Annotated in this window: 23 protein-coding genes; 9 read left to right on the plus strand and 14 right to left on the minus strand. The window is 75.0% G+C overall.

Features of this window, described 5'->3' with window-relative positions; translation table 11 throughout:
* Window positions 1-77 precede the first annotated feature (77 nt).
* Window positions 78-1,022, minus strand: coding sequence for an aminoglycoside phosphotransferase family protein (locus OH807_RS08330; RefSeq protein ID WP_406195805.1), 945 nt, complete (start codon window positions 1,020-1,022; stop codon window positions 78-80).
* Window positions 1,023-1,238: 216 nt separating this feature from the next.
* On the minus strand, window positions 1,239-2,018 hold the full coding sequence (locus OH807_RS08335; protein WP_406195807.1) for an alpha/beta fold hydrolase: 780 nt from the start codon (window positions 2,016-2,018) through the stop codon (window positions 1,239-1,241).
* Between the two features lie 156 nt (window positions 2,019-2,174).
* Here OH807_RS08335 and OH807_RS08340 point away from each other — a divergent pair, with 156 nt between their 5' ends.
* Together OH807_RS08340 and OH807_RS08345 are read left to right on the plus strand one after the other, a co-directional pair.
* Complete coding sequence (locus OH807_RS08340; protein ID WP_406195810.1) at window positions 2,175-2,714, plus strand: PadR family transcriptional regulator; 540 nt, start codon at window positions 2,175-2,177, stop codon at window positions 2,712-2,714.
* Between the two features lie 289 nt (window positions 2,715-3,003).
* Window positions 3,004-3,813 (plus strand): hypothetical protein, encoded by an 810-nt coding sequence (locus tag OH807_RS08345; protein ID WP_406195813.1) that lies wholly within the window; start codon window positions 3,004-3,006, stop codon window positions 3,811-3,813.
* A 274-nt stretch (window positions 3,814-4,087) separates the two neighbouring features.
* Here the strand turns inward: OH807_RS08345 and OH807_RS08350 are convergent, their stop codons facing one another.
* Window positions 4,088-4,702, minus strand: a complete 615-nt coding sequence (locus OH807_RS08350; RefSeq protein WP_406195816.1) for a DUF4396 domain-containing protein — start codon at window positions 4,700-4,702, stop codon at window positions 4,088-4,090.
* Window positions 4,703-4,847: 145 nt separating this feature from the next.
* Between OH807_RS08350 and OH807_RS08355 the strand changes: the two genes are divergently transcribed.
* Together OH807_RS08355 and OH807_RS08360 are read left to right on the plus strand one after the other, a co-directional pair.
* The gene (locus OH807_RS08355) at window positions 4,848-5,570 is read left to right on the plus strand and encodes a class I SAM-dependent methyltransferase (RefSeq protein WP_406195818.1); all 723 of its coding nucleotides are present in this window, start codon (window positions 4,848-4,850) and stop codon (window positions 5,568-5,570) included.
* 246 nt (window positions 5,571-5,816) lie between these two features.
* Complete coding sequence (locus OH807_RS08360; RefSeq protein ID WP_406210800.1) at window positions 5,817-6,659, plus strand: undecaprenyl-diphosphate phosphatase; 843 nt, start codon at window positions 5,817-5,819, stop codon at window positions 6,657-6,659.
* Between the two features lie 204 nt (window positions 6,660-6,863).
* On the opposite strand, the gene OH807_RS08365 is transcribed toward OH807_RS08360, so the two are convergent.
* Complete coding sequence (locus tag OH807_RS08365) at window positions 6,864-8,369, minus strand: HEAT repeat domain-containing protein (RefSeq protein ID WP_406195820.1); 1,506 nt, start codon at window positions 8,367-8,369, stop codon at window positions 6,864-6,866.
* A gap of 289 nt (window positions 8,370-8,658) precedes the next feature.
* Here OH807_RS08365 and OH807_RS08370 point away from each other — a divergent pair, with 289 nt between their 5' ends.
* Entirely contained in the window at window positions 8,659-9,159 is a 501-nt protein-coding gene (locus OH807_RS08370) for a hypothetical protein (RefSeq protein ID WP_406195823.1), read from the plus strand.
* A gap of 261 nt (window positions 9,160-9,420) precedes the next feature.
* On the opposite strand, the gene OH807_RS08375 is transcribed toward OH807_RS08370, so the two are convergent.
* The gene (locus OH807_RS08375; RefSeq protein WP_406195825.1) at window positions 9,421-10,905 is read right to left on the minus strand and encodes a hypothetical protein; all 1,485 of its coding nucleotides are present in this window, start codon (window positions 10,903-10,905) and stop codon (window positions 9,421-9,423) included.
* A 474-nt stretch (window positions 10,906-11,379) separates the two neighbouring features.
* Between OH807_RS08375 and OH807_RS08380 the strand changes: the two genes are divergently transcribed.
* Window positions 11,380-12,594 carry a phosphotransferase gene (locus OH807_RS08380; protein ID WP_406195828.1) on the plus strand — a complete coding sequence of 405 codons (1,215 nt, stop codon included), beginning with the start codon at window positions 11,380-11,382 and terminating at the stop codon, window positions 12,592-12,594.
* A gap of 100 nt (window positions 12,595-12,694) precedes the next feature.
* Here the strand turns inward: OH807_RS08380 and OH807_RS08385 are convergent, their stop codons facing one another.
* The 3 genes from OH807_RS08385 to OH807_RS08395 form a co-directional block, all read right to left on the minus strand.
* On the minus strand, window positions 12,695-13,960 hold the full coding sequence (locus OH807_RS08385; RefSeq protein WP_406195831.1) for an acyl-CoA dehydrogenase family protein: 1,266 nt from the start codon (window positions 13,958-13,960) through the stop codon (window positions 12,695-12,697).
* A 344-nt stretch (window positions 13,961-14,304) separates the two neighbouring features.
* Window positions 14,305-14,799 (minus strand): hypothetical protein, encoded by a 495-nt coding sequence (locus tag OH807_RS08390; protein ID WP_406195834.1) that lies wholly within the window; start codon window positions 14,797-14,799, stop codon window positions 14,305-14,307.
* A gap of 707 nt (window positions 14,800-15,506) precedes the next feature.
* Window positions 15,507-15,740 carry a DUF397 domain-containing protein gene (locus OH807_RS08395; protein WP_406210802.1) on the minus strand — a complete coding sequence of 78 codons (234 nt, stop codon included), beginning with the start codon at window positions 15,738-15,740 and terminating at the stop codon, window positions 15,507-15,509.
* Between the two features lie 415 nt (window positions 15,741-16,155).
* On the opposite strand from OH807_RS08395, the gene OH807_RS08400 reads away from it, so the two are divergent.
* Entirely contained in the window at window positions 16,156-16,695 is a 540-nt protein-coding gene (locus tag OH807_RS08400; RefSeq protein WP_406195836.1) for a PTS-dependent dihydroxyacetone kinase phosphotransferase subunit DhaM, read from the plus strand.
* Window positions 16,696-16,812: 117 nt separating this feature from the next.
* Window positions 16,813-17,742, plus strand: coding sequence for an NAD-dependent epimerase/dehydratase family protein (locus OH807_RS08405; RefSeq protein ID WP_406195839.1), 930 nt, complete (start codon window positions 16,813-16,815; stop codon window positions 17,740-17,742).
* Between the two features lie 72 nt (window positions 17,743-17,814).
* Here the strand turns inward: OH807_RS08405 and OH807_RS08410 are convergent, their stop codons facing one another.
* The 6 genes from OH807_RS08410 to OH807_RS08435 form a co-directional block, all read right to left on the minus strand.
* Window positions 17,815-18,318, minus strand: a complete 504-nt coding sequence (locus OH807_RS08410; RefSeq protein WP_406195841.1) for an NUDIX hydrolase — start codon at window positions 18,316-18,318, stop codon at window positions 17,815-17,817.
* A 103-nt stretch (window positions 18,319-18,421) separates the two neighbouring features.
* Window positions 18,422-19,054, minus strand: a complete 633-nt coding sequence (locus tag OH807_RS08415) for a NeuD/PglB/VioB family sugar acetyltransferase (protein ID WP_406195844.1) — start codon at window positions 19,052-19,054, stop codon at window positions 18,422-18,424.
* Between the two features lie 26 nt (window positions 19,055-19,080).
* Window positions 19,081-19,878, minus strand: a complete 798-nt coding sequence (locus OH807_RS08420; RefSeq protein WP_406195846.1) for a sugar transferase — start codon at window positions 19,876-19,878, stop codon at window positions 19,081-19,083.
* A 41-nt stretch (window positions 19,879-19,919) separates the two neighbouring features.
* Entirely contained in the window at window positions 19,920-21,104 is a 1,185-nt protein-coding gene (locus OH807_RS08425; RefSeq protein ID WP_406195848.1) for a glycosyltransferase family 4 protein, read from the minus strand.
* A complete protein-coding gene (locus OH807_RS08430) occupies window positions 21,097-21,972 on the minus strand; it encodes a polysaccharide deacetylase family protein (RefSeq protein ID WP_406195850.1) in 876 nt (291 codons plus the stop codon). The genes OH807_RS08425 and OH807_RS08430 overlap by 8 nt, the downstream gene beginning before the upstream one ends.
* A 364-nt stretch (window positions 21,973-22,336) precedes the next feature.
* The gene (locus OH807_RS08435; protein ID WP_406195852.1) at window positions 22,337-22,609 is read right to left on the minus strand and encodes a hypothetical protein; all 273 of its coding nucleotides are present in this window, start codon (window positions 22,607-22,609) and stop codon (window positions 22,337-22,339) included.
* A 342-nt stretch (window positions 22,610-22,951) separates the two neighbouring features.
* On the opposite strand from OH807_RS08435, the gene OH807_RS08440 reads away from it, so the two are divergent.
* Window positions 22,952-24,130 (plus strand): polysaccharide deacetylase family protein, encoded by a 1,179-nt coding sequence (locus tag OH807_RS08440; RefSeq protein WP_406195854.1) that lies wholly within the window; start codon window positions 22,952-22,954, stop codon window positions 24,128-24,130.
* Window positions 24,131-24,199: the final 69 nt, after the last annotated feature.

Here is a 24,199-nt window from a genome sequence, read left to right on the forward strand (position 1 = left end):
CCACCGCTGCGGTCTCCCGGGGCGGCCCGGCCCGAATCGCTGCCCGCACTGCCCGCACTGTCCGGACGACCCGGTGGTCACCCCAGCAGCGTCTCCGCGACGGCGCGCTGGGCGGGGGCGAAGGCCGGCCCGCCGTCCTCGACGGCCCAGAGGGCGTTCTGCAGGACGCGCGCCAGCGTCCAGGCGGTGGCGCGGGCCCGGTCGAGCGCGAGCACGTCGGTCAGCAGGTCGAACCGGCGGCGGAGCGCCCGCGGGACGTCACCCGTCGCGACGAGGTCGCTCCAGCGGTTCTGCAGGGCCGGGAGGAGTTCGAAGCCGGGGTCGCCGGCGAGCGGCTTGGGGTCGATGGCCAACCAGGGCGCCCGGCCGTCGGTGCCGAAGGGGGCGAGCACATTGCCGTAGTGCAGGTCCCAGTGGAGCAGCCTGTCCCCCGGTTCGCGCCGCACCTCGCGCAGGGCCGCGGCGCAGTCGGCGAACAGGCGGCGGTCGGCCTGCCCGGCCGGCCGCGCCGACGCCGCCGGCACCCGGGCCAGCATCGCGTCGGCGACGTCGGCCAGCCGGGGCAGGCCGGGCGGGGCCGGCCGGCTCGTCAGGCCGGCCAGCAGGCCGGCGAGGACGGCCACCGCGTCACCGTCGTCGGGGACGGTGAGCAGGGACCGGCCCGGGTCGAGGCGTTCCAGCAGCATCGAGCCGGTCGCCCGGTCGTCGGCGAGGAGCCGGACGGCGCCGCGGCCGTTCCAGGCCCGCAGGGCGACGGGCTCGCCGGCCGTCTCCTCGTCGACCGGCTGGAGCTTGAGTGCGGCCGGCGTCCCGTCCGCCCGCCGTACCGGGAGGACCAGGCCCACCAGACCGTGGGCGGGCGGGCCGTCGGGGCGCAGCGACCACCGGTCCAGCAGCTCGGCGGCGAGCGCCGGAAGGCCCGCCGCCCACCGCCGGCCCTCGTCGCCGAAGTACTCGGCCAGGGAGCCGGCCAGCGCCTCCGGGACGCGGACCACCGGCTCGGGCGCGGGAAGGGGCGGCATGCGGACCTCCTGGGCGGCGAGGTCCCCGGGCGCGGACGCGGACGCGTGGGGACGCGGAGGCGCCCGGGGACAGGGACGGGGACGGGACGCGGGCCCGGCGCGCCGGGCCGAACGGTCAGCGTGTCATGTCACGTGGGCACGGCGTGGCGGTGAGGTGCGTTGCCAGGCCATCCCGGCAGAACGCGCCATGACGGCACGTCATGCTGGAGTGGCACGTCATGCCGGAGTGGCGCGGCGCGCCAGAGCGGCAGCGGCGACCGCAGCGAAGGCCTCCGGGTTGTCGAACATGATGTTGTGCCCCGAGTCCGGGATCGCCACCAGCTCCACCCCCGACTCCCGCAGACGCGCCGCACCCACCGGCTCGCCGTCCTCCTGCGGGTACAGGAACGTCCGCGGGACGGCCAGGTCGAGCAGGATTTCGCGCATGGTCGGGACGGTGCCGCGCGTGCCGTGGACGGCGGTGCGGTGGAGGGCCTCGGGGCCGGCCAGGCGCATGGTCGACCACCAGAACGGGCCGACCCACCGCCCGACCTCCTCGCGACCGCCCGCCAGGAACTCCTCCTCGGTGAAGGTCGCGATCCCGCTGCTGCCCGGACGGCGGACGGGCGCGACCGGGTCGAGATTGGAGTCGACCAGCAGGAGGTTCGCGACCAGCCGCGGGTGCCGGTGGGCGAGCACGATCGCGACCGCACCGCCCATGCTGTGCCCGACCACCTCGACGCCGGCGAGTCCGGCGGCGTCCAGCGCCGTCGCCACCGCGTCGGCGTGCTCCTCCAGCGTGTACCCGAAGTCGGTGGGCCGGTCGCTGATGCCGAAGCCCATCAGGTCGAGCAGGAGCGAGCGGCGCCCGGTGAGCAGCGGGTGGGCGGCGGCCGCGGCGTAGTAGACGGGCGAGCTGGCGCCGAGGCCGTGCAGGTAGAGCCGGGCCGGTTCGGCACCCGGCAGCTCCACCCAGCGGATCCGGTCGCCGTTCGGGGTGACGGTGACATCGCGCACGGTCGTACTCCTTCGTGGTTCGGGGCAGCACGCACCACCGGAGGCGGCACGCAGCAGCGGGCTTCGCGCATCCAGACCATACCTCGATGCCGAGGTATAGCGGTACAGATATATGCCGCCCGCGGCCGGGAGCCCGACCTCTGGGAGAGTGGCCCCATGCTGAAGCTCGCGATCCTCGGGTTCCTCCACGACCGGCCACTGCACGGCTACCAGCTGCGCCGCCACCTGGCCGCCCTCACCGGACACGTCCGGCCGATCAGCGACGGCACGCTCTACCCGGCGATCAAGCGCCTGGAGTCCGACGGCCTGCTGGTCCGCGAGACCGAGCCCGGATCGGCGGCCGCCCCCCGCCACACCCTCCACCTCACCGACGCCGGGCGGGCCGCCCTGCTCGACCGGCTCCGCACGCCGGACGACCTGGACATCAGCGACGAGAACCGCTGGTTCACCGTGCTGGCCTTCCTCCGCCACCTGCACGGCGAGCCGAACGCCCAGGCCGCCGTGCTCCGCCGCCGCCTGGCGTTCCTCAGCGAGCCGGCCAGCTTCTTCTACGACGGGGAACGCCCGGTCGGCGCCGAGGAGATGGACGATCCCTTCCGGCGCGGCATCCTGCTGATCGCCCGCGCCACCACCGGGGCCGAGCTGACCTGGCTGCGCGCCACCCTGCTCGACCTGGAGAACGGCCTGCCGAGCTAGGGAGCACGGGCCACGTCGCACCGGGCCGGGCCGGTTGCTCGCCGCGCGCCGCGCGCACAGCCGGAGCCCGGGCAGCCGACCGAGGCGGTCGACGATCCCGCAGAGCGCCCGACGCCGGGACGCCGACATCCGGCGCTCTGGTGGCACTTGAGCAACTCTGACACCATCTCAGCCGAGGTGAAGGATCAGTGTGCCAAGCGTTCACCTCACCCACACCAACGTGGTCGTGGCGCGTCGAGACGATTTGAGGCCCGAAGTGAAGACCGTACAGAACCGCATACCCCATCTGGTGACGGTCGTTCTCATGCTCCTGGGCATGATGACCGCGGCAGCCGCGCAGGCGCAGGCGACCCCGCAGCAGCTCACCAGCAGCGCGACGATCTGCTCCAACTCCCCCGTCCCGGCCGGCTGGGTCATCACCAGCTCCTACCGCAGCAGCGGCTGCGCCGGCACCGGCATCGCGTACAGCATCGCCGATGTGAGCACGCAGGCGTCGGCCACCGTCTGTTCGATGTCCCCGATCCCGGCCGGGTGGGTGATCACCAGCTCGTACAGCAGCAGCGGCTGTATCGGCACGGGCGTCGCCTACTCGATCAGCAACGCCACCAACCTGGCCTCCGCGACCGTCTGTTCGATGTCCCCCATCCCGGCAGGGTGGGTCATCACGAGTTCGTACAGCAGCAGCGGCTGCGCGGGCACCGGCGTCGCCTACTCCATCAGCAACGTCACCAACCGCGCCTCTGCCACGGTCTGTTCGATGTCCCCGATCCCGGCCGGGTGGGTCGTCACCAGCTCGTACAGCAGCAGCGGCTGCGCCGGCACGGGCGTCGCCTACTCCATCAGCAACGTCACCAACCAGTCCTACGCCACCGTCTGCTCCATGTCGCCCATCCCCGCGGGGTGGGTCGTCACCAGCTCGTACAGCAGCAGCGGCTGCGCGGGCACCGGCGTCGCCTACTCCATCAGCCGGATCACCACCCAGGTCTACGCCACCGTCTGCTCCTTCTCCCCCATCCCCGCCGGGTGGGTCGTCACCGGCTCGCAGAGCAGCAGCGGCTGCGTCGGCAGCGGGGTCGCGTACTCCATCCGGAAGGCCTGACCACCCGGCCTGCCAGTGCGACGGCCGACAGGTCGAGTGCCGACGCCCCACCTCGGGGGGCGTCGCCCCCACCGACCCGATCGGCCCTGCCTACGGACCGCGGGGTCCGTAGGAGCACCGAACGCAGCGGCCCGTACCGCCCCCTCGGGTCGGTACGGGCCGCTGCGGCGCCCCACTCGTCTCGCCCCAGCCTCCGGGCTCCGCTCCCCGGGCCCCGGGCCCCGGGCCCTGGACCCCGGCCTCGGCACCGGCACCGGCACCGGACGGCGGGCACTCAGTGCTGGTGGTGGGCGTGGACCACCGCGTGGCCGCGGCCCCGGCCGATCATCCACTTGTTGACCGGCACGGTCAGGGCGAAGGCCAGGACGAGCGAGCCGGCCAGCGCGATCCAGAACAGCAGGTCGCCGAGGCCCGCGTCCATCGCACCCGGGACGGTGACCATCACGCTGTTGTCGATCAGCTCCATCACCAGGATCGAGACGGTGTCGGCGGCCAGCGCCACCTTCACCGCGGCCCGGACGTCCAGACCGGCCTTGAGCACACCGCGCATGGTGAGGGCGTAGCCGAAGACGAAGGCCAGCAGCACCGAGAGCACCACGGTCGCGCCGTTGTGCAGGCCGAAGGCGGTACCGAGCACCATCCCGAGGATCTCGCCGATCGCGCAGCCGGTGAGGCAGTGCAGGGTCGCCTGTGCGGCGGTCCGCCAGCTCGCACCACCGCCGTGCCCGGCACCGTGCCCGGCGTGGGCGACGTGGCCCTGGTGACCGGCGTGACCCTGGTGACCCTCGTGACCTTCGTGACCTTCGTGGCCCGCCGGGTGACCCTGGTGGCCGTGGCCCGCGTGCTGCTCGTGCTGGTGCCCGTGCCCGTGCTGCGTGGTGTGTGCCATGTCGTCCTCCACTCGCCCCGGCACCGCGCTCGGCACCGCGTTCCTCGCTCCGTCGTTGACGAATGTATACCCCCTGGGGGTATCTATCAACCCTCGCCCGAACGCCCTCTTCCCACTCCCGCCGACACGTGCTCCGATGGGACTCATGACAGAGACGCGACTGACGGGGACGCGACGCAGGGGCCACGACGGGACGGGGCCGGGCGCGATCACACCGGACGGCTGCGCCGTCGAGATGTACGCGCGCCTGCCGGTGAACGGGGAGCCGGAGGTGATCCGGAAGGCCGCCCCGGCCGGCGCACGCATCCTCGAACTCGGCTGCGGCGTCGGCCGGGTGACGCATCCACTGATCGAGCTCGGCTTCACCGTGACGGCCGTGGACGAGTCCGCCGACATGCTGGCCCGGGTGCGCGGTGCCCGGACGGTCCGCGGCCCGATCGAGCGACTGGATCTCGGCGAGCACTTCGACGTCGTCCTGCTGGGCTCGTTCCTGGTGCACGCGGGAGATCCGGCCGTCCGACGCGGCCTGCTGGACGCCTGCCGGCGGCACGTCGCGGCGGACGGCTGCGTCCTGATCCAGCGCGAGGGCGAGGACTGGCACCGGAACGTGCCGCGCGAACGCCCGCTGGGCACCGACGGGCTGGTCAGGATCGCCTCCTCCGCCCCCGTCGGCGACGGGGTGAACACGGTGCACGTCGAGTACGAGTTCCCGGACGCGCGCTGGACCCAGACCTTCCTCTCGCGGCCGCTCGACACCGCCGCCTTCGAAACGGCGCTGGCCGAATCCGACCTGGCCGTGGACGCCTACCTGACCGACGACCGCACCTGGGCCCGGGCCCTCCCCGGCACCGGCCGGCCCCGCGGCTGACAGCGCCACGAGTGCCGGGCGGGCGGGGACGGGCACGGAGCAGGGCCGGGCGAAAAGCCGTCACCTTCACCGCGTACCATCAGGCGCGCGCCGGGCCCTCGCGCGCCCCGAGCGTCGGGCGGGACCGGCCGTTCGCATGCCATCGGCATGTGCCTCGTGCATGCCCACGGCATGCTCCCGCACCGATTACCAGCAAGGACCGCTGATGCGCATCGAGCGACGGATACCCCGGGCGGGTGTCCGGTGATCAACTGGTTCCATGGGGCCGTCCTCGGCCTGATCCAGGGGCTCACCGAGTTCCTGCCGATCTCCTCCAGCGCCCACCTGCGGGTCTTCTCGGCCCTGCTGGGCTGGGACGACCCGGGCGCGGCGTTCACCGCCGTGACGCAGCTCGGCACCGAGTCCGCCGTGCTGATCTACTTCCGGCGCGACATCGCCTCGATCGTGAAGACGTGGACGCTCTCGCTGTTCCGGCCCGCGCTGCGCTCGCACCAGGACGCCCGGATGGGCTGGTTCGTCATCATCGGCACCCTGCCGATCGGCATCCTGGGCAAGCTGTTCCAGGACTCCATCGAGACCAACCTCCGCGACCTGCGGATCATCGGCACCACGCTGATCGTCTTCGGCCTGATCCTGGCGGTGGCCGACCGCACCCGCGCCGTCCGGCACGCCAAGCCGATCACCGACCTGACCTTCCCGCACGCCGCCGCGTACGGCTTCGCCCAGGCGCTGGCACTGATCCCCGGCGTCTCGCGCTCCGGCGGCACCATCAGCGCCGGCCTGCTGCTCGGCTACAGCCGCGAGGCGGCGGCCCGGTACTCGTTCCTGCTCGCGATCCCGGCCGTGCTCGCCTCCGGCCTGCTCGAACTGTTCAAGATCGGGGAGGGCCCGGCCCCGGCCTGGGGCCCGACCGTCCTGGCCACCCTGATCGCCTTCGTGGTCGGCTACGCGGCCATCGCCTGGTTCCTGAAGTACATCTCGAACAACAGCTTCATGCCGTTCGTGGTGTACCGGGTGGCGCTCGGCGTCCTGATCATCGTGCTGGTGAGCACCGGCACCCTGGCCGCCGACGCCGGGGTCGTGAAGTAGCGCGGCATGTGAAGTAGCGCGGCACACCGAGCGGAGTAGAACGCGGTTCCACCTCGCCCCTGGACGGCTCCCGGGCACCGGGAACGGCAACGGGAACGGCAACCGGAGCGCCAACGACGACGGGCCGGACACCTGCTTGAGGTGTCCGGCCCGTCGTCGTTCCGCTGCGCCGGGGCCGGTCAGGAGGCCGGCGGCGGCTCTTCGCTAGCGGCTCCGCTCGCGGGCCGCCGTCAGCCGGCCGCGCACGGCGGCGTGGACCTCGGCCTCCTCGGCCGGGTCGGCGGCGAGGCGGCGCAGGCGCTCCAGCACGCGAGCGTCGCCGGTGGTGGCGACGTGCCTCGCGGCGAGCTCCCGGGTGGACTCCTCGCAGTCCCAGAGGCACTCGACGGCCGGGCCCTCGGGGAAGTGCACGTCGGTCGCGGCGAGCGCCCGGGCGGCGCGGCCGCGCAGCTCCGAGGAGGCCGACTCGCCGTAGATGTGGCGCAGGACCGGGACAGCGTCGGCGGCGGCCAGCCGCCCCGCACCGTCGACCAGGGCCCCGAGGCCGGTACCCGTCACCCCGCGCACCGAGATCCAGCGGCGCAGCCCGGTCACGACCAGGGGTGCGTCGCAGGCCTCGCCGGCGTCGGCGAGCAACTGGACGGCGGCCTCGCCGAGGGCGCTGTCGGCGCCGCCGGTGGTCGGGTCGGCCCAGCGCCGGGCGCGGGCCAGTGCCTCGGGGCCGCGCATCCGGCCGACGAGCTCCAGGGCCGCGCGCACCATCCGGTCGTCCACGTCGGCGGCGGCGGCCTCGATCAGGCCGGCGACGGCCGGATCCTGCTGGTCGACGAGGTAGCGCAGGGCGGCCCGGCGGGCACCGGGCAGGCCGCTGCGGGCGGCCTCCTGGACGGCCGGAACGTCCTCGGGGCGGACGACCGCGGCCAGGCAGCGGGCGGCCGCGGCGGCGCGGCGGTCCACGGCGTCGGGGCCGGCCGGGTCGGCGTTGCGGGCCGGCTCGGGGCGGTCGGGCTGCCGGAGGAAGGCGCCGGCGCCGTGGCCGCCCAGGTCACCCTGGTCGGCCCAGGCCAGCACGTCGGCGGTGGACCAGCCGGGCGTCACGCCGCTGCGGTTCACCTGGCGCTGCCAGAGGTCGAAGGGGGACTGCTCGCCGGCCGCCGCGACCCGCGGGTGGTAGGCCGCCCAGAGCCGCCAGGGCCGGGGCTCGTACGCGCCGCGGATGAACTCGCGCAGCTCGGCGTCGCCCTCGGGGCCCGGCGGGAACCGGTCCAGCACGGCGGTGCCGAGCAGCAGCAGGCCGCGGTCGTCGTCGCGCAGTGCCAGCTCGTCCAGCGCCCAGGCCCAGTTGGTGCCGGTGGCGGCGTACTCGCGCAGCATCAGCAGCGCGTCGCGCCGGCCGTAGGCGGCGAGGTGGCCGAGGACGGAGAGGGCGAGGCCGGTCCGGGTCTCGTCGTCGTCGAGGAGGTCCTCCGGGTCGTGCAGGTGGTCCTCGATCCCGTCGAGCGGCGCCTCGAGTTCCATGAAGAGGCGTGCGTAGTAGAGGGAGCGGTTCTCGACCTGCCAGTCGGCCCGCGGGTCGCTGGTGACGCACTCCTCCAGTGCGGCGATGGCCTCGGTGCGGTCGGCGGCCAGCGCATGGAGCTGCCCGTCACCGCGGCCTCGCTGGAGGAGGCCGAGGAGGCTGGCACTAGGTGCTATCACTGGCTCGAACATGAGGTCAGCATCCGTTGCGGCGGTCGTAGTGGCAACGGGATTTCCGTCGCCGGGGTCTCTGGTCGGGTACTGCGGTGGGCGCCCGGGCGCCGGAATCACCGAAGGTTACCGCCTCGGACACCCCGTCGCACACAGGGCAATCGGCCCTTCCCGTGCACTGGCATATGCCGGAGGAACTTTGCCGAGGATCTGCCCGAATCCCCCACAGGGATGATGCGCCTGTGCGACAGTCGTCTCACCGACCAGACAGGCCCCTCTCCGGCGGCGGCCCCCGAGCACTGGAATCGCCATGAGCATGACCACTCCTGCCACCCGCCCGCCTGGCGCCGCCACGGCCCCGGCCCCGGCGGGCACGCCGGCGGAGAACGGGACGGGCGGCGGGGCGGGCCGGGCCACGGCCCCCGGTGGTGGGGACGACCCGGTGAGCGGCAGAGTGGACGGCACGGCGCAGGCGCCGTCCGGCCCCGGAGTCGGCTCGGCCGAGTGGGATCTGCTCACCGACGACGTCCAGTGGTCCGCCGAGGCCTTCCGACTGCTCGGGTGCGACCCCGGACGCGGCCCGCTCAGCCTCGACCGGCTGCCCGACCGCCTCGACGAGGCGGACCGGCCGCAGCTGCGCCGGATGATGACCGACGCCCTGGTGCACGGGCGGCACGCGCACGGCACCCTCCAGGTCCGCCGCCCCGGCGGCGGGCACGCGCTCGTCGAGTGCGCGGGCGAGCCCGTCCTCGGCACCGACGGCACCGTCACCGCACTGCGCCTGCTGATCCGCCCGGCCGACCGGGCCTGAGCCGGCCGCACCCGGGCCGGCCGTTTCGGGGCCGACTCCCTCCGGGCCGGCTCTCTCCGGGCCGGCTCTCTCCGGGCCGACTGCCTCCGGGCCGGCCGCACCCGGCCCGGGAGTACCGCCCGCCGCATCGCACCGCGGCAGGACGGATCAGGACATACCGGCACGGACCGACACGGAGCCGGGCATACCGAATCCCCGGAAATCCGTACAGAATCCGCACGGCAGGGACACCCGAACCGCACATCCGGCCCGTGGCCGCCGTCAGGCGAGTTTCGGCCGGTTCGTGGCGTCCGCCTTCCGCAGCTCGCGCCCCAGCTCCGCGCGGAGCTCGTCGACCACCGGCAGCCCGCGGTAGCGCGCCGTCAGCCGGTACATCTCGCGCAGGCGGTCCCAGGTGCGGTGCGAGGAGTTCTGGCCGATCAGGTTCATCGCCATCTTCGCCTGGAGCTCCGCCGCGTCCGGCTCCCCGGTCAGCCAGTGCACCGAGGCGAGGGTGATCCGGTCGAACAGCGCCGAGCGCAGCTGCCCGGTGCCCTCCCGCAGTTCGATCACCCGCTCGGCCTGCCGGCGGGCCTGCGGCGCCGCCGACGGGTCGTGCTCGGCGAGGGTGCGCAGCACCAGTGCCTGCATCCCGCGCAGCTCGGCCTCGTCGAAGACCTGCATCCAGGAGGGCGGCGGCTCGGACACGTCCTCGGCGAAGAGCTCCTCCGCCTCCCCGAGCAGCCGCCGGGTGTCCTGCGCGTGCCCGATCGAGGCGTGCGCCCAGGCCTCCACGGTGTTGAGCATCGCCCGGGTTCTGGGCAGCACCCGGCCACCGCTCGCCCGCGCGGCCGACATCAGGTCGAGCGCGTCGTCGGCCCGGCCCAGGTGGACCATCTGCCGGGCGGCCCGCGAGATCGCCTCGCCGGCCCGCGGCCGGTCGCCCGCCTCCTTCGCCGCCTCGGCGGCGATCACGAAGTACTTCTGCGCGGTCGGCTCCAGGCCGACGTCGTGCGACATCCAGCCCGCCAGCACCGCGAGGTTGGCCGCGACCAGCCACAACCGCTGCTCCACCAGCGGATTGTGGCGGTGCGTCAGAAGGCCGCCCACCTCGTTGAGCTGACCCACCACCGCCTTGCGCTGGAGGCCGCCGCCGCGCGCGGCGTCCCAGGCGCGGAACACCTGCACCGAGCGCTCCAGCGCCTCCACCTCGTCGAGCCCGACCGGGCCCGCGTCGTACACGTCCACCACCGGCCGGGCAGCGCCCTGACCGGTGATCACCGGGCGCGGGCCGGGCACCGCGGCCGCGAAAGCGACCGCGTCCCCGCCCAGCCAGCCCTTCAGGGAGTCGGCGACGACCGCCCCGGCCGTGAGCGCGGCACCCGCGCCCACCAATCCACGTCGGTTCAGCATGAGGTCCATTCCCGTGAACTCGGTGAGGACCGCGGCCGTTCGATCCGGCTCCCATGGATGTGTCGCGGACTGCGCCGCTCCGGTCCTGGTGGGCCGGTGTCGTTCCAGACCGAGGTCCTCAGTGGTGACGACACGGCCGAGCCGCTCCGTGAACACGGTCGCCAGCACCCTCGGCACCGGATCGCGCGGGATCTCCCCCTGCTCGATCCAGCGCCGTACCCTCGAAGTGTCGGTGGACAACTGCTGCTGTCCCATCGCGGCACCACGCCGGTTGACCAGCCGTGCGAGCTCGCCCTTCGACCATCCGGTCAGGACGAACAGATCGGCGAGTCGGGTGTTCGGCCCCTTGCTCACGTGAAGCCCCCAGGTTCCTCGGCTGGTTCGAGGCTAGAGGCTCCGTCATGTGCCAGGCGAGCATTCGCCAGGCTTCGCCAGGGTCCGCCACATTACGAACCAGTGCCATCCGGGTGTGATGTAGGGGTGCGCCACCTCGCCCCTCGGGTCGGGCGGCGCCCCAGACCTGACCGGGGATTCCCCCGACCGGGTCACGGGGGCGCCCCCGGTCCTCACCCGAGGGGGTGGCGCGGCCGGGTGGCGCGGGGGCGCCGGGCACGGCCACGGCAGTCCGGCCACCGCATTCCCCAGGGTGCGGCCGGCCGGTTCACCGCCGTAGCAAGGGGCTCCGGCCCCCGCGTCCGTGCCCGGCGCCCGCGCTCCACCCACCGCACCGAGCCAGGGCCGCCGTCACGCCAGGAAGCACGCGGCACCGGCCCTCCCCGCACCGCGGGGCGCACCCGCCGACGGACAGGAAGGGACTTCCCTCACCCCATGTACTCCTCAGCGACCTCCCCCACGCCGACCGCGACCCGTTCGCCGCTGCGTCCCCCCACCGCAGCCGCCGGCCGGCCCGGCCCGAAGCAGGTCCCGCCGACGAGCCGCCCGGTGGCACCGCGCGGCACCGACGGCCGGTCCGCGGACACGCGGGGTCAGGCCGCCCGGACCGCCCTCGGGCTGCGCGCCCCGGACACCGCCCTGCCGGGCGGCGCGCGGATCCCGGTCGCCCGCCCGGGCGACGGCCGGATGCTGCGCCCGCCGATGCGGCCGGGCCAGCCGGGCACCGCCGAGCGGATCGACCCGTCGGCACTCCAGACCCCGGCGGTACGGGCCGCGCTGGCCGGTGTCGCGCGGATATGCCCGGCCTTCACCCCGCGCCAGGTGCTGCGCGAGGGGAGCCGCCACATCCTGGTGGCGGGCACCATCGGGCGGGCCCCGGTGGTGGCCAAGTGCCTGGCGCCGCAGGCCGTCCGGAGCGAGTACTTCGAGCAGCTGGTGGCCGATTTCCACCACGAGGTCGCGGTCTACCGGGCCTTCGTCCGGCACCGCCCGCCGGTCCGGCTGCCCCGGCTGGTGGCGGCCGACCACGACCGCTGCGTGCTCGTCATGGAGCGCGTTCCCGGCCGGCCCGCCGCCCGGGAGCGCCACCCCGTCAACGCGCCCACCCCGGGCGAGGTGCGGGCGCTGCTCACCGCGGTGCGCACGCTCAACCTGTGGCGGCCGCCGACCGACGTGTTCCAGCAGCGGCTGGACTACCAGTTGGAGATCGCCCGGTACCACTCGGTGGGCCAGCTCACCGACCGGGACGCCGGGGACCTGCGCGGCCTGCTGCACGGCCTGAGCCACACCCCGCTCCAGCTCTGCCACGGCGACGCCCTGCTCAGCAACATGCTGCTGGCGCCGTCCGGCCCGGTGCTGGTCGACTGGGAGCAGGCCGGCTGGTACCTGCCCGGCTACGACCTGGCGGTGCTGTGGAGCGTGCTCTCCGGTGACACCGCGGCCCGCCGGCAGATCAGCCAACTCGCGCAGAGCGGCGGCACGCTGGCCCGGGACGCGTTCCTGGTCAACCTGGTGCTGGTGCTGATGCGGGAGATCCGGCTGTACGACGTACCGGGCGCGGGCGAGGAGCAGCGGATCATGATCCGCCGGCTGTACGACGACGCGGCACTGGCCCGCCGGGCCGTCCGGGCCGCCGTCGGCACCCGCTGACCCCTGGCAGCAGGCAGCGGACAGGCAGTCAGCAGACGGGCGGCAGACAGCGAGCGGCCGGGGCCGGGACCGAGGCCCCGGCCGCTCGCGTGCTCACCCGTCAGGGGCGGGCGCCGCGGTCCAGCGCGGCGCGGCCGGCCGCCTCCAGCACCGCCTCGTCCGGGGCGAAGTGCACACGGCTGCTCAGCACGTCGCGCAGGTAGCGCTCCAGCGGGTGACGCCGGCTCAGCCCGGGGCTGCCGGTGAGCGTGACGGCCTGCTGGACGGCGGCTATCGCGGCCCGGGTGGCGAGCAGCTGGGCGGGCCCGGTGCGGGCGACGGCGTCCGGCTCGCCCCGGTCCACCCGCGGCGCCAGGCCGTGCACCAGCTCCTCGGCGCCGATCAGCTGGGCCTCGATCTCGCCGAGCGCGCAGCGGTAGCGCGGCAGCCGGCCGAGCGGCTCGGTGAGATTGGCCGGAGTGCGCTGGTGCAGGAAGCGGACGAGCCAGGCCTCGGCGGAGCGGGCCACCCCGAGGGCGACGGCGGAGAGGGCGAGATCGTGCCAGGCCCGGGTGAGTTCGGCGGCCGGCACCGCGGACTCGCCGGCTCCGCTTCCCGAAGGGGCAGTTCCGGCCACTCCGGAACCGCCGCCGGAAGGGCCGGTTCCGCTTCCCGAAGGGGTGGATCCGGCCGGTGCCCTCGGCACCGTCAGCCCGATCGCCAGTTCGACCGGCACGCGGACGGCGTCCAGCACCACGTCGTGGCTGGCGCTGGCCCGCAGCCCCAGCTGGTCCCAGGTCGGGTCGACCTCGATGCCTTCGCTCTCACCGCGCACCAGGAAGGTCCCGATCCGCGGCACCGGCTCGTCCGTCCGCGCCGTGACCGCCATCCAGGCCAGCGCCTCGGCTCCGGCGCAGTACGTCTTCCGGCCGGTGAGCAGCCAGCCGTCACCGTCCCGGCGCGCCAGCGTGGCGGGCGGGCCGCCCGGCCGGCCACCGGGCTCCGCGTGCAGGGTGTTGACCAGGGCAGGACCGCGCCGGGACTCGGTGAGCAGCCGCCGGTACCCGGCCGTCGGCCAGCTCGCGGCCCGGGCCTGCTCGGCGTGCTGGAGCAGCGTGAACGCCGTGACCACGGCCACCGAGGCATCCCCGCGCCCGAGTTGGGCGAGCACCCGGACGGTGTCGGCGAGTGTGCCGCCCGGCCCGCCGTACCGCTGGGCCACGGTCAGGGTGAGCAGCCCGGCCTCGTGCACCGCCTCGATGCCCTGGTAGGGGAAGGTGGCGTCACGGTCGTGCTCCTCCGCCCGGGCGGCCAGCAGGTCGACGACCCGGGGCAGCCCCGCGAGGGCGGTGGCGACGGGCAACTGGTCGGCAGCGGTGGTGGTCATGGTGCGGTGCCTCCGGGCGGCAGCGTGGGCTCGGCAACTGCGGGCGGCACGCCCGGCGGGCGCGCGGTACCGGTTGGCGGCCCCGGAGGTCGGCGCATGGCCCGCCCCCGGATCGGCGCCGGCCGCACACGGCCGGCCGCCCGCCGCCTCGGGGACGAATCCCCCTCAGTGGCCCGGACACGCCGCGCTGGCGGTGCGCCGCAGGTCCAGATAGCTGCGACGGGTCAGCAGCGGGAGACGGCACGACATGTTCGCGACTGTACGAAGCGATGATCGAAACCGTCAAGCGACGCCCGCGGCGGTGGCGGGCGGCCCCGCGGCCGGCGAACCGGCCGGGGTGCGCGTCAGCCCTGCTGGAACATGTCCGCCGGGAGCGGCTTCAGCAGCTGGTAGAGGTCGTCCGAAATCGGTCGGTCCCAGGAGGCGATGGTGACCTGGACGCCGTCGCTGCGCCCGAACTGGGAGCAGAACACCCGACCCTCGCTGACCTTGACCTTCTTCACGATCAGCAGGTCGTCCCCGAGCATCACCGGGAAGTCCTCCGCCGAGACGAAGTCGACCGGTTCCTCGTTCTCCAGCGCCGCGAGCAGCTGCCGGACCTCGAAGGGCACCTCGTCCCCGGTCTCACGGGCCGGCGAACCGTCGGGGAGGTTGCCGATGAACATCGCCGGGCCTCTGCCGCCGAACAGGTCGTAGCGCAGGAAAATCCCCTGGCAGGAGCCGTCCGGGCCGGTCATCATGGCCGCACCGAAGTCGCCGGGCCAGTCGCCCGGGTCCATCGCGAGCACGTCGAAGTCCGGGCCGGCGGGCTGGCCGGAGCGACGGCGGAGAAAAGACATGGGAACATCGTACGTGCCCGGCACACCGCGTTCGCGGGGTGGGTGGGGCGCCGGACGGAGATCGACGCTCAGAGACCAATGTTGACTCTGAGCAACCGTCCGGGCTACGTTCGGTTCAGCACGACAGCCGTTCTGGGTTTCACCCTTCGGGGGGACGGCATGTCGCAACGCGGCCCTACACGCGTATCCCTCACTGTGCACATCGTCGTGCCGAACCGCCGAGCACCCAGCTTCGTCGTCGCACACCGCACAGCACAGCGAGCAGCACACAGAAGCCAACAGTTCCACGTCACACAAGCAAGGTCCGCGGGGCCCCGGCCCGTCGCTCCCGCGGATCTGCTCGGGACGCCGCCGCGTGGGGGCGTGCGGGTCCCGAGCACCCGGTACCGCCGCTGAGTCGCTCTCGACGTCGGTACCAGCCTCCCGGCGACTGCCGACCTCCTCGTGGGGTCGGGACCGGCCGACGCACCCCGGTGCGCAGGGGATGACTGGGAGGGGCCTGGCAGCGCTGCCGGGCTGCAACAGCAGGCGCCGTGTCTGGCCGCGTGGGGGCGGTGGGCACGGCGTCTGCCTGTGCTCATACTCTGAGCTGCGTTTGTCTAACAGTCAACAGAAATAATGACCGGGTACGCTCAAACGAGACCCGACCGATGCACGCCCGATGCACAGCGAGGACGGGCCCCGGTCGGAGCCCGTCCGAAGGCGCCTCAGGTGAGGTCGAACTCGCCGTCCCGCGCACCGAGCACGAAGGCCCGCCACTCCCCCGGCGTGAAGACCAGCACCGGCCCGTCCTCCTGCCGGCCGTCCCGCATCCCGATGTAGCCGTCCACGAACGCGATCTGGACGTCCCCGACGCCCTGGCTGCTGCAGAGCCAGGTGGCACCCGTGAAGTCGACCTTCGGCTTCCCGCTCGGCGCGAGCTCCGGCGCCACGTCGGCCACCGCCCCGGCGGCCGGGCCGGACGGCACCCCGGCCGGCTCCCCCGCGGGCTCCACGACCCGCCCCACCGCCGACTCCACTACCGACCCCACGTCAATCCCGATGTTGGCTGCCACTGCTGGTCTCCTCCCGACGGTCTACCGGTTCCAGCCTAGTCACCGCCGCCGCCCCGGTCAGCGGGTTGCCGAGGACTCCCCCGAGCGGGGCCGATGCCCGGCGGCGGGCCCCGCGCGCCGGGCCGGTGTGCTAGGTCCAATCGCGCGCCGCCCCGAACGCTCCGCCCCCGTCGCCGCCCCGGGAAGCTCCGCCCCCGCCGGCCCCACCGCCGTCGCCGCGCCGAGCGTGTCCCGCCCGGGCGGGCGGCGGGTGAACTGCCAGAGTGTGGGAAGCCCCCACCCAACGCCCGAGGAGCAGCCGATGAGCCGCCGGGACGGCACCCGCGCCGATGTCATCCCCATCTCCGACGCCCCCTCGGCCCACCCCCCGGCGCCCCGCACCCCGCCCTCGCGGACCCCGCTGCCCCGGCCGACGCCGGGCCGGCCGCCCGCGCACGGACGGGTCGGGATCGCCCTGGTCTCGCACAGCCAGGAGCTGGCCGCCGCCGTCCGGGCCCTGGCGCTCGCACTGGCCGGCTCCGACGCCCCCGCCCCGGTCGCGGCGACCGGCGGGGACCTCGTCTCCGGCCCCGGCATCAGCGCCGTCCTGGTGGCCGCCGCCACCCGCCGGGTCGACCAGGGCCACGGCGTGGTGATCCTCGCCGACCTAGGCGGCGCGGTGTCCACCGTCCGCGCGCTGCTCGGCGACGCGGACGAGCACGGCCTGCCGTTCCCGGTGCGCTTCGCCGACGCACCGTTCGTGGAGGGCGCCGTCGCCGCCGTCGCGACAGCCACCGCGGGCGGCGACCTCGCCGCGGTGCTGGACGCCGCCGAGGAGGCCTACCGCCAGCGGAAGGACTGAACCGGCACCGCCCGCACGGGACTTCTCGGCGTTCCACCCCACAGCGGGTGACCACCCGGCTACGATCGGCACCGTGCCGGCCGAGCGGCCGGGCGGTCGGAGGGGGGAACCTCAGCCATGCGCGTGGTCGTCACCGGTGGGGCCGGATTCATCGGAGCCAACCTCGTCCGGGCCCTGCTGGCCCGCCCCGAGGTCGAGCAGGTCAGGGTGGTGGACGACCTGTCCACCGGCAGCAAGGCCAACCTGGCCGGCACCGGTGCCGTGCTGTACGAGGGCAGCATCCTCGAACCGGCCCTGCTGGACGAGGCGTTCGCGGGCGCCGAGGCGGTGGTGCACCTGGCCGCGCTGCCCTCCGTCCCCCGCTCGGTGGCGGACCCGCTGGCCAGCCACCACGCGAACGCCACCGGCACCCTGGAGGTGCTGGAGGCCGCCCGTCGGGCCGGCGGGCTGTACGTGGCCGCCGCCTCCTCGTCCTCGGTGTACGGCGCCAACCGCGAGCTGCCCAAGCGCGAGACCATGCGCACCGCGCCGATGAGCCCGTACGCCGTCTCCAAGCTCGCCACCGAGTCGTACCTCGCGGCCTACCACCACTGCTACGGGCTGGGCGTGCTGCCGCTGCGGTTCTTCAACGTGTTCGGGCCGCTGCAGCCGGCCGGGCACGCGTACGCGGCGGTCGTCCCGGCCTTCCTGGACGCGGCCCTGGCCGGGCGGCCGGTGACCGTGCACGGGGACGGCGGCCAGAGCCGGGACTTCACCTACGTCGGCACCGTCACCCAGGTGATCACCGAGGCGGTGGTCCGCCGGGTGGTGCACGCCGATCCGGTCAATCTGGCCTTCGGCACCCGCACGTCGCTGCTGGAGCTGGTCGGCGAGCTGGAGTCGGTGCTCGGCCACCCGGTCGCGGTCGCCCACACCGAGCCCCGGCCCGGCGACGTCCGGGACTCGCAGGCCGACAACGCGCGGCTCCGCGCGCTCTTCCCGGACGTCCGGCCGGTGCCGCTGCGCGAGGGGCTGGAGCGTACGGCGGAGTGGTTCCGGACGCTCTGAGCGCACCCGGGGGCAGCCGTCCGGCGACTGCCCGCGAGGCCCGGCCGCCCGCCGGGACGGGTCAGGGGCGGGTCACCGGAGCGGGTCACCGGGACGGGTCGCGCCCGCCCACTCGAACAGCGTCCCGCCCCGGGCCTCCCGGCCCTGACGGAGCCACTGCCGCTCCTGCTCGACCAGCGGCGGCAGCGCGTCCAGGGCGAACCAGCCCACGGCGAGCGACTCGTCGTCGTTGATCCGGGCCTCGCCGCCGACCATCCGGCAGCGGAAGACCGTCACCAGGTACTGCGTCACGTCGCCGTTGGGGTAGGTGACGTCGGGTGTGACGTCCACCGCGGCGAGCAGCTCGGGGACGACCTCGACGCCGGTCTCCTCCAGGCACTCCCGCGCCGCGCCGTCGGCGGGCTGCTCGCCCGGTTCGAGGATGCCGCCGGGCAGGGCCCAGCGGCCGTCGTCGGCCCGCTGGGCGAGCAGCACCCGGCCCTGGTCGTCCAGGACGACGGCGACGGCGGCGCTCAGCCAGAGCTTGCGGGTGCCGACCAGGGCGCGGAGTTCGGCGAGGAACGTGGGAATGGCCATGCCCGGCAGCCTATCCGCCGGCCCCCGCGCCCGGCCGACCTGCACCGCCGACCTGCTCGCCCACCCGACCGGCTCCCGGACCCCGCAGCCGGCCGGGCCCCGGTCACGCCGGCCGGAGCGGGCGGGCCGGTGAGCCGACCACGACCACACCCGGCGGGACGTCCCTGGTCACCACCGCCCCCGCGCCGACGAAGGCCCCCGCGCCGATCGTGCGGCCCTGCAGAACGACCGCGTTGCTGCCGACGGTCGCACCGTCCGCGAGCAGTACCGCCCCGGAGACGTTGCCGCCCGGGTAGACCGTCACCCGCTCGCCGAACACGGTGTCGTGGCCGACGGTGGCGTTGTAGTGCACCTGGCTGTGCGCACCGAGCCGCACGCTGCTGGAGACGTACGCGCCGCCCATCACCAGGCAGCCGGGGCCGAGCACGGTGTCCGGGGCGATCAGCGCCCGGGGGTGGACGAGGGTGGCGGGCACCGCGCCCAGACCGTCCAGCAGGGCGCTCAGCCGCTGCCGGACGGCCGGGTCGGCGATGCCGACCAGGTAACGGGCACCGGCCGGCAGGTCGGCGGGCCGGCGGACCGGCAGGCCCCGGACGGCGCTACCGTACTGCCGGTCGTCCAGAAAGCCCTCGACCGGGACGCCGGCCGCGAGCGCGGTGTCCAGCGTCTCCCGGCCGACGCCCCCGGCGCCGGCGATCCAGAGACCGGGACGGCCCGGCTCTCCGGTGGTGGGCACGGCGGTCGTCGCCGCCGGTTCCGCGTTCAGGAGACCTCCTCGACGGCAGTGCGGACGGGGTGCGCCAGCCGCGGCGCGGTGGCCTGCCGGGGCAGCGTGATCGAGGCGACCGGAACGACCGGGGTGACCGGCGCGACGGGCGTGGCCGGCGTGACGGGCGCGACGGGCATGACCGCGCGGGCGGGCTGCTCGGCGGCCGGCTGCCCGCCGGGCTGCGCGCCCCGCCGGGCCGGCGTCCCGGCGGGCTCGGTCGGCGCCGGGAAGCCGGGGTTGACCCCGCCGGCGGCGGTGATGCCACTGGGGTCCAGCAGCACCTTGACGGTGAGGACGAGGATCCGCACGTCCAGCCGGAGCGAGCGGTGCTCGACGTACCAGAGGTCGAGCTCGATCCGCTCCGGCCAGCCGATCGAGTTGCGGCCGCGGACCTGCGCCCAGCCGGTGAGACCGGGCCGGACGTCGAGCCGGCCGCGCTGGCGGTCCGAGTAGTGCACGACCTGCTCCGGGAGCGTGGGCCGGGGCCCGATCACGCCCATCTCGCCGCGGGCGACGTTCCAGAGCTGCGGGAGTTCGTCCAGGCTGGTCCTGCGGAGCAGCTCGCCGAGCCGGGTGATGCGCGGCGCGTCCGGCTCCTCGGGGAAACGTTTGTCCCGCATGGTGCGGAACTTGAGGATCTCGAACTCGTGGCCGTGCCGCCCGGTCCTGGTCTGCCGGAAGAGCACCGGTCCGCCCATCGTGCAGCGGATCAGCAGGGCGATCACCAGGCCGAGCGGAATCGCGACGATCCCGGCCAGGACGGTGACCGCGAGGTCCCCCCCTCGCTTCATGACGGTCCTTCCCCCTGATGCGGTGTGGTCGACGGGTCGGCTCAGCCGGCCGTCCAGGACAGTGCCTTGGCGCGGGCCACGGCCGCGTAGGTCTCCAGCGAGACCCGGGCGACGGCACGCTGGTCGAAGTGCTCCGTGGCGCGGAGCCGCGCTGCGGCACCGAGCCGGTCACGCAGGCCGGGCTCGGTGAGAAGCCGGTCCAGCGCGGTGGTGAGGGCCCGGGCGTCCCCGGGCGGGGCGAGGAGCAGGTGCTCCTCGTGGTGGCCGATCTCGCGGCAGCCGCGGATGTCGCTGAGCAGCATGGGAAGACCACCGGCGGCGGCCTCCATGGCGGACCGGGAGAACCCCTCCCGGTAGGAGGGGAGCACGAAGACGTCGAGGGCCGCGTACACCGCGGGCATGTCGCTGCGCGGGCCGACGAACTCGACACCGGACTCGCCCCCGTGGGCGTCCGGCTTGTCGGGGTCGTCCGGGCCGATCCAGACGAAGCGGGCCTTGCCGGCCAGCGCGCGGGCCGCCTCGGCGTACTCGCCGATGCCCTTCTCCGCCACCCGCCGGCCGACCCCGCCGACCAGCAGCTCCTCCGGCCCGACGCCGAGTTCGGCGCGCAGCCGGGCCCGGGTTCGGGCCCGGTCGCCGGGGTCGGTGGCGAACCGGGTGAGGTCCACGCCGTTGCCGACCACCCGCGAGCGGCGGGCCGGGACGGCCCGGGCCAGCGTCCGGCGGTCCTCGCCGTTCTGGTACAGCTCGGCGTGCGAGAAGCGCGCCGCGAAGGCCTCGGCGCCGAGCACGAACGCCCGTTTGGCGAGCGGGTCGTGGGCCTGCGCCCAGAGGCCGTGGCAGGTGTTGACGACGACCGGGACGCGGGCGAGCCGCCCGAGCACCCGGCCGAGCACGCCGGTCTTCGGGTTGTGCGTGTGCAGCACGTCCGGGCGGATCCGGTCCAGCACCGCGAGCAGTTCGCGCCCGGCGGCGGCGTCGGCGCGCGGCTGCCAGGCCCTGGTGAGCGCGTGCAGCGGCTCGTGCCGGACACCGATCGCCTCCAGATCGGGCACGTACGGCCCGGGCGCGCTGATGCCGTACGTCTCGAAGCCGGCCTCCAGGTCCACCTTGAGCTCGGTGGCGAGCAGGAGGTGCAGGCTCATGTCGACGGTGGTGAGGTGGGCGACCCGCAGCGGGCGGCCGCCCGGGCCGCGCAGGCGCTGCGGCACCGGGCTCTCAGGCACGCGCGCCCACCGCCTTGGCGGTCGCGACGATCCGGGCGTAGGCCCGCTCGGGGATCAGCCGGCCGTACAGCTTGGCGCGGAAGAAGTCGATCGGGTCGGTGCGGCGGACCGGCACCCGGCAGAGCCGGACCGGGTCGACGCCGGGCGTGTTGCGGCCGACCCGGCCGGTCGCGGCCGTCCTGAAGCGCGCCCGCAGGGCCGGCTCCATGTGCGGGACGGGCACGCCCCAGGTGTAGGCGTAGTGCCGGGGGCGGACGCCGAGGTGCTGCTCGACGTCGTCGTTGCAGCCGTCCAGCTCCGCGGTGGTGAGCAGCTCGGGACGGGCGTGGCTGCGCGTGTGGTTGGCGACGGTGCACAGCCCGGAGGCCGTCATCTCGCCCAGCTGCTCCCAGCCGAGCCCGGGCGCGCCGGAGACCTTGGCGGTCGACCCCTCCCAGCTCATCTCACCGCCGACCCGGCCACTGGTGAGGTAGACGGTGAACGGCAGCCCGCGCTCACGCAGCAGCGGCCAGGCGTTGTCGTACACGTCGGCGAAGCCGTCGTCGAAGGTGAGCACCGTGCTCGGGGTGCGACGGCCGGCCTCGATCCGGTCCGCGGCCTCGTCCAGCGACACCACCCGGCCGGGCGGCAGCTCGGCGAGCAGGTCGGCCTGGGCGGTGAAGTCGGTGGTGGCGACGTCCAGTTCGTCCGGGCTGCCGCCGCCGATCCGGTGGTAGATCAGCACGGTGGCGCCCTCGCCCGGGCGGCCGCCGGCCCGGCGGGCCAGCCCGCGCTTGACCTGTGCCCGGATACCCCCGGTGGGCCCGGCCGTCGCCCCGGCCGGGCCGGGTGTCGCACCGGCCCCGACGGGCCCGGCGGTGCCGCTCATCGCTCCCCCTCCGCCCTGTGCCGCCCTCGGCGGCGCCCTCCCCGGCACCGGCCCAAGTGGCCTTCCGTCCGGCGCAGTTGGCAGCCGGACGGGATTCACAGTAGGGGGAACTGTGGGGCTGGTGGCCCGGAATTGTGAAAGAAGCGAGAAGGAGTCGACAGATGGGCCGAAACCGGCCGATCTGACCAGTAGGGACCGATCGGGCGTTTCAGGTGGGTCCGGAGGGGCCCGGAGGTACCCGACGGGACGCCCTGCCGGGTGGAACCACCGGCCGGGCGGCTCGGCAGCGGCCGGGCGGGTCGGCAGCGCGGGCGGGTGGAGGCAGCAGCGCGGGCGGGCGCACCGGCCGCCGGCGGGCTGCGCGTCAGAGCGTCGCGCCGCGCCGGTACCGCAGCAGGGCGAACGCGATCCGGCCGAGCAGCAGCACCCCGGCCGCGAGGCATCCGGCCACCGCCATCGCCCAGGCCGGTCCGTCACTGTCCGGAACCGCCACCGCGACCACGATGCCCACCGCCAGACACGCCAGGCCGACCACCGCCAGCGGGATCTGGTGGGTGACCAGCGCACCGCCGCTCCAGGCGCGCGCCATCCGCGTTGCGCCGTGCAGGTGGAAGTGATCACGGTCCGCATCTGCCATGAGCCCAAGGTACCCCGAGGCGGCCACGGAGGCAGCCCGCAGGGAGTGGTTTCCCGGCCACCCTCCGCAACCGGCCGGGGCCGCCGGCGGCACTGCGGCGCGCCTCGCGGCGTGGCAGGTTCCGGCCTGCAAAAAATCCTCTGCTGTCCGGTACAACCATCTACGGGGTGTATCGGTCTCCACTACATTGAGCGATCCAGGAGCCGTCCGCGGTGCGGGTTGGGAGTCCCCGCCGAGGACCGGAAGAACACCAGGGGGCGGAGCCGCCGTGCCCTGGAGTCGGAGGCCGGGCTCCGTCCTCCGGCGGTACCGCCACGCCGCACCGGCGACCGAGGGGGAACCGTGCCGCAGTCCCAGTCCACCACGTCGACCACCAGGGCCCGGCGGACCAGCTCCGTGGTCCGCACCCTGCCCAGTGCGAACGTGCGCCCGTTGTCGCAGGCGGCTGCCGGGCAGCCGGCCGCCCGGCAGCCAGCTGTTCGCCAGCCCACCGCCCTCCAGCCCGTCGCCCGCCCCGTCGCGGCTCCCCAACCGGCCCCCCGGCCCTTGCCCCGGGCGGCTCCCCCGGCCGCCACCGGCCGCAAGGCCGCCCGGCCCGGCGACTGCCGGCCCGACGAGCGCGGCGACTGGCTGCGCTTCGCACCCGTCCAGCCACTGTTCCGGGCCCGGGCCGCACAGCGGCTCGCCGTGCTCGCCTACCACGGCGTCACCGACCCGCGCTCGTTCGGCGACCAGCTGGACCGGCTGCGAAGACTCGCCACGCCCATCTCGCTCGCCGCCGTGCAGCAGGCCGTCGCCGAGCGGCGTCCGCTGCCGGCCCGCAGCGTGCTGGTCACCTTCGACGACGCGGACCGCAGCGTCCTCACCCACGCCCTGCCCGCGCTCAACGACCGGGGCATCCCGGCCGCCGCGTTCGTGATCTCCGAGCTGATCGGCACCGAGAAGCCGTTCTGGTGGCACGAGGCCGACTTCCTCGCCCGGCACGGCGGCCGCGCCCGCTCCCTCGACTGCGGGCACCCCTCCCAGCTGCTGCGGCGGCTGAAGGCGATGCCCGACCCCGACCGCCGCCGCAGCCTCCAGGAACTGCGGGTGAGCGCCGACCGCCGGCCGCCCCGGCAGGAGCAGCTCACCCCCGCCGACCTGCTGGCGCTGCGCGACGGCGGCGTCGCGATCGGCAACCACACCCAGGGGCACCCGTGCCTCGGGCGCTGCGACGACGCCACCGTGCGGGCCGAGATCACCGGTGCCCACGAGGCCCTCACCCGCTGGCTCGGCGAGCCGCCGGCCGCCTTCGCCTACCCCGACGGCGGGCACGACCCGCGGGCGGAAGCCGTCCTGCAGGAGCTGGGCTACCGGCTCGGTTTCCTCTCCGACCACCGCCTCGGCCCGCGGCTGCCCGACCATCCCCTCCAGATCAGCCGGCTCCAGGTCGACTCCACCACCAGCACCCGCCGCTTCGACACCATCCTCTCGGGCCTGGAGCCCGCCTACCGCCGCTGGCGCGGCCAGGCCGTCGCGTAGCGGCCGGTGCCGGCACCGCTGCGGCAGCGGCAGCGGCCGGCCGTAGAACGGAGACCGGCGCGGGCACGG

The sequence above is a fragment of the Kitasatospora sp. NBC_01560 genome (assembly GCF_045208415.1).
Lineage (GTDB): Bacteria > Actinomycetota > Actinomycetes > Streptomycetales > Streptomycetaceae > Kitasatospora.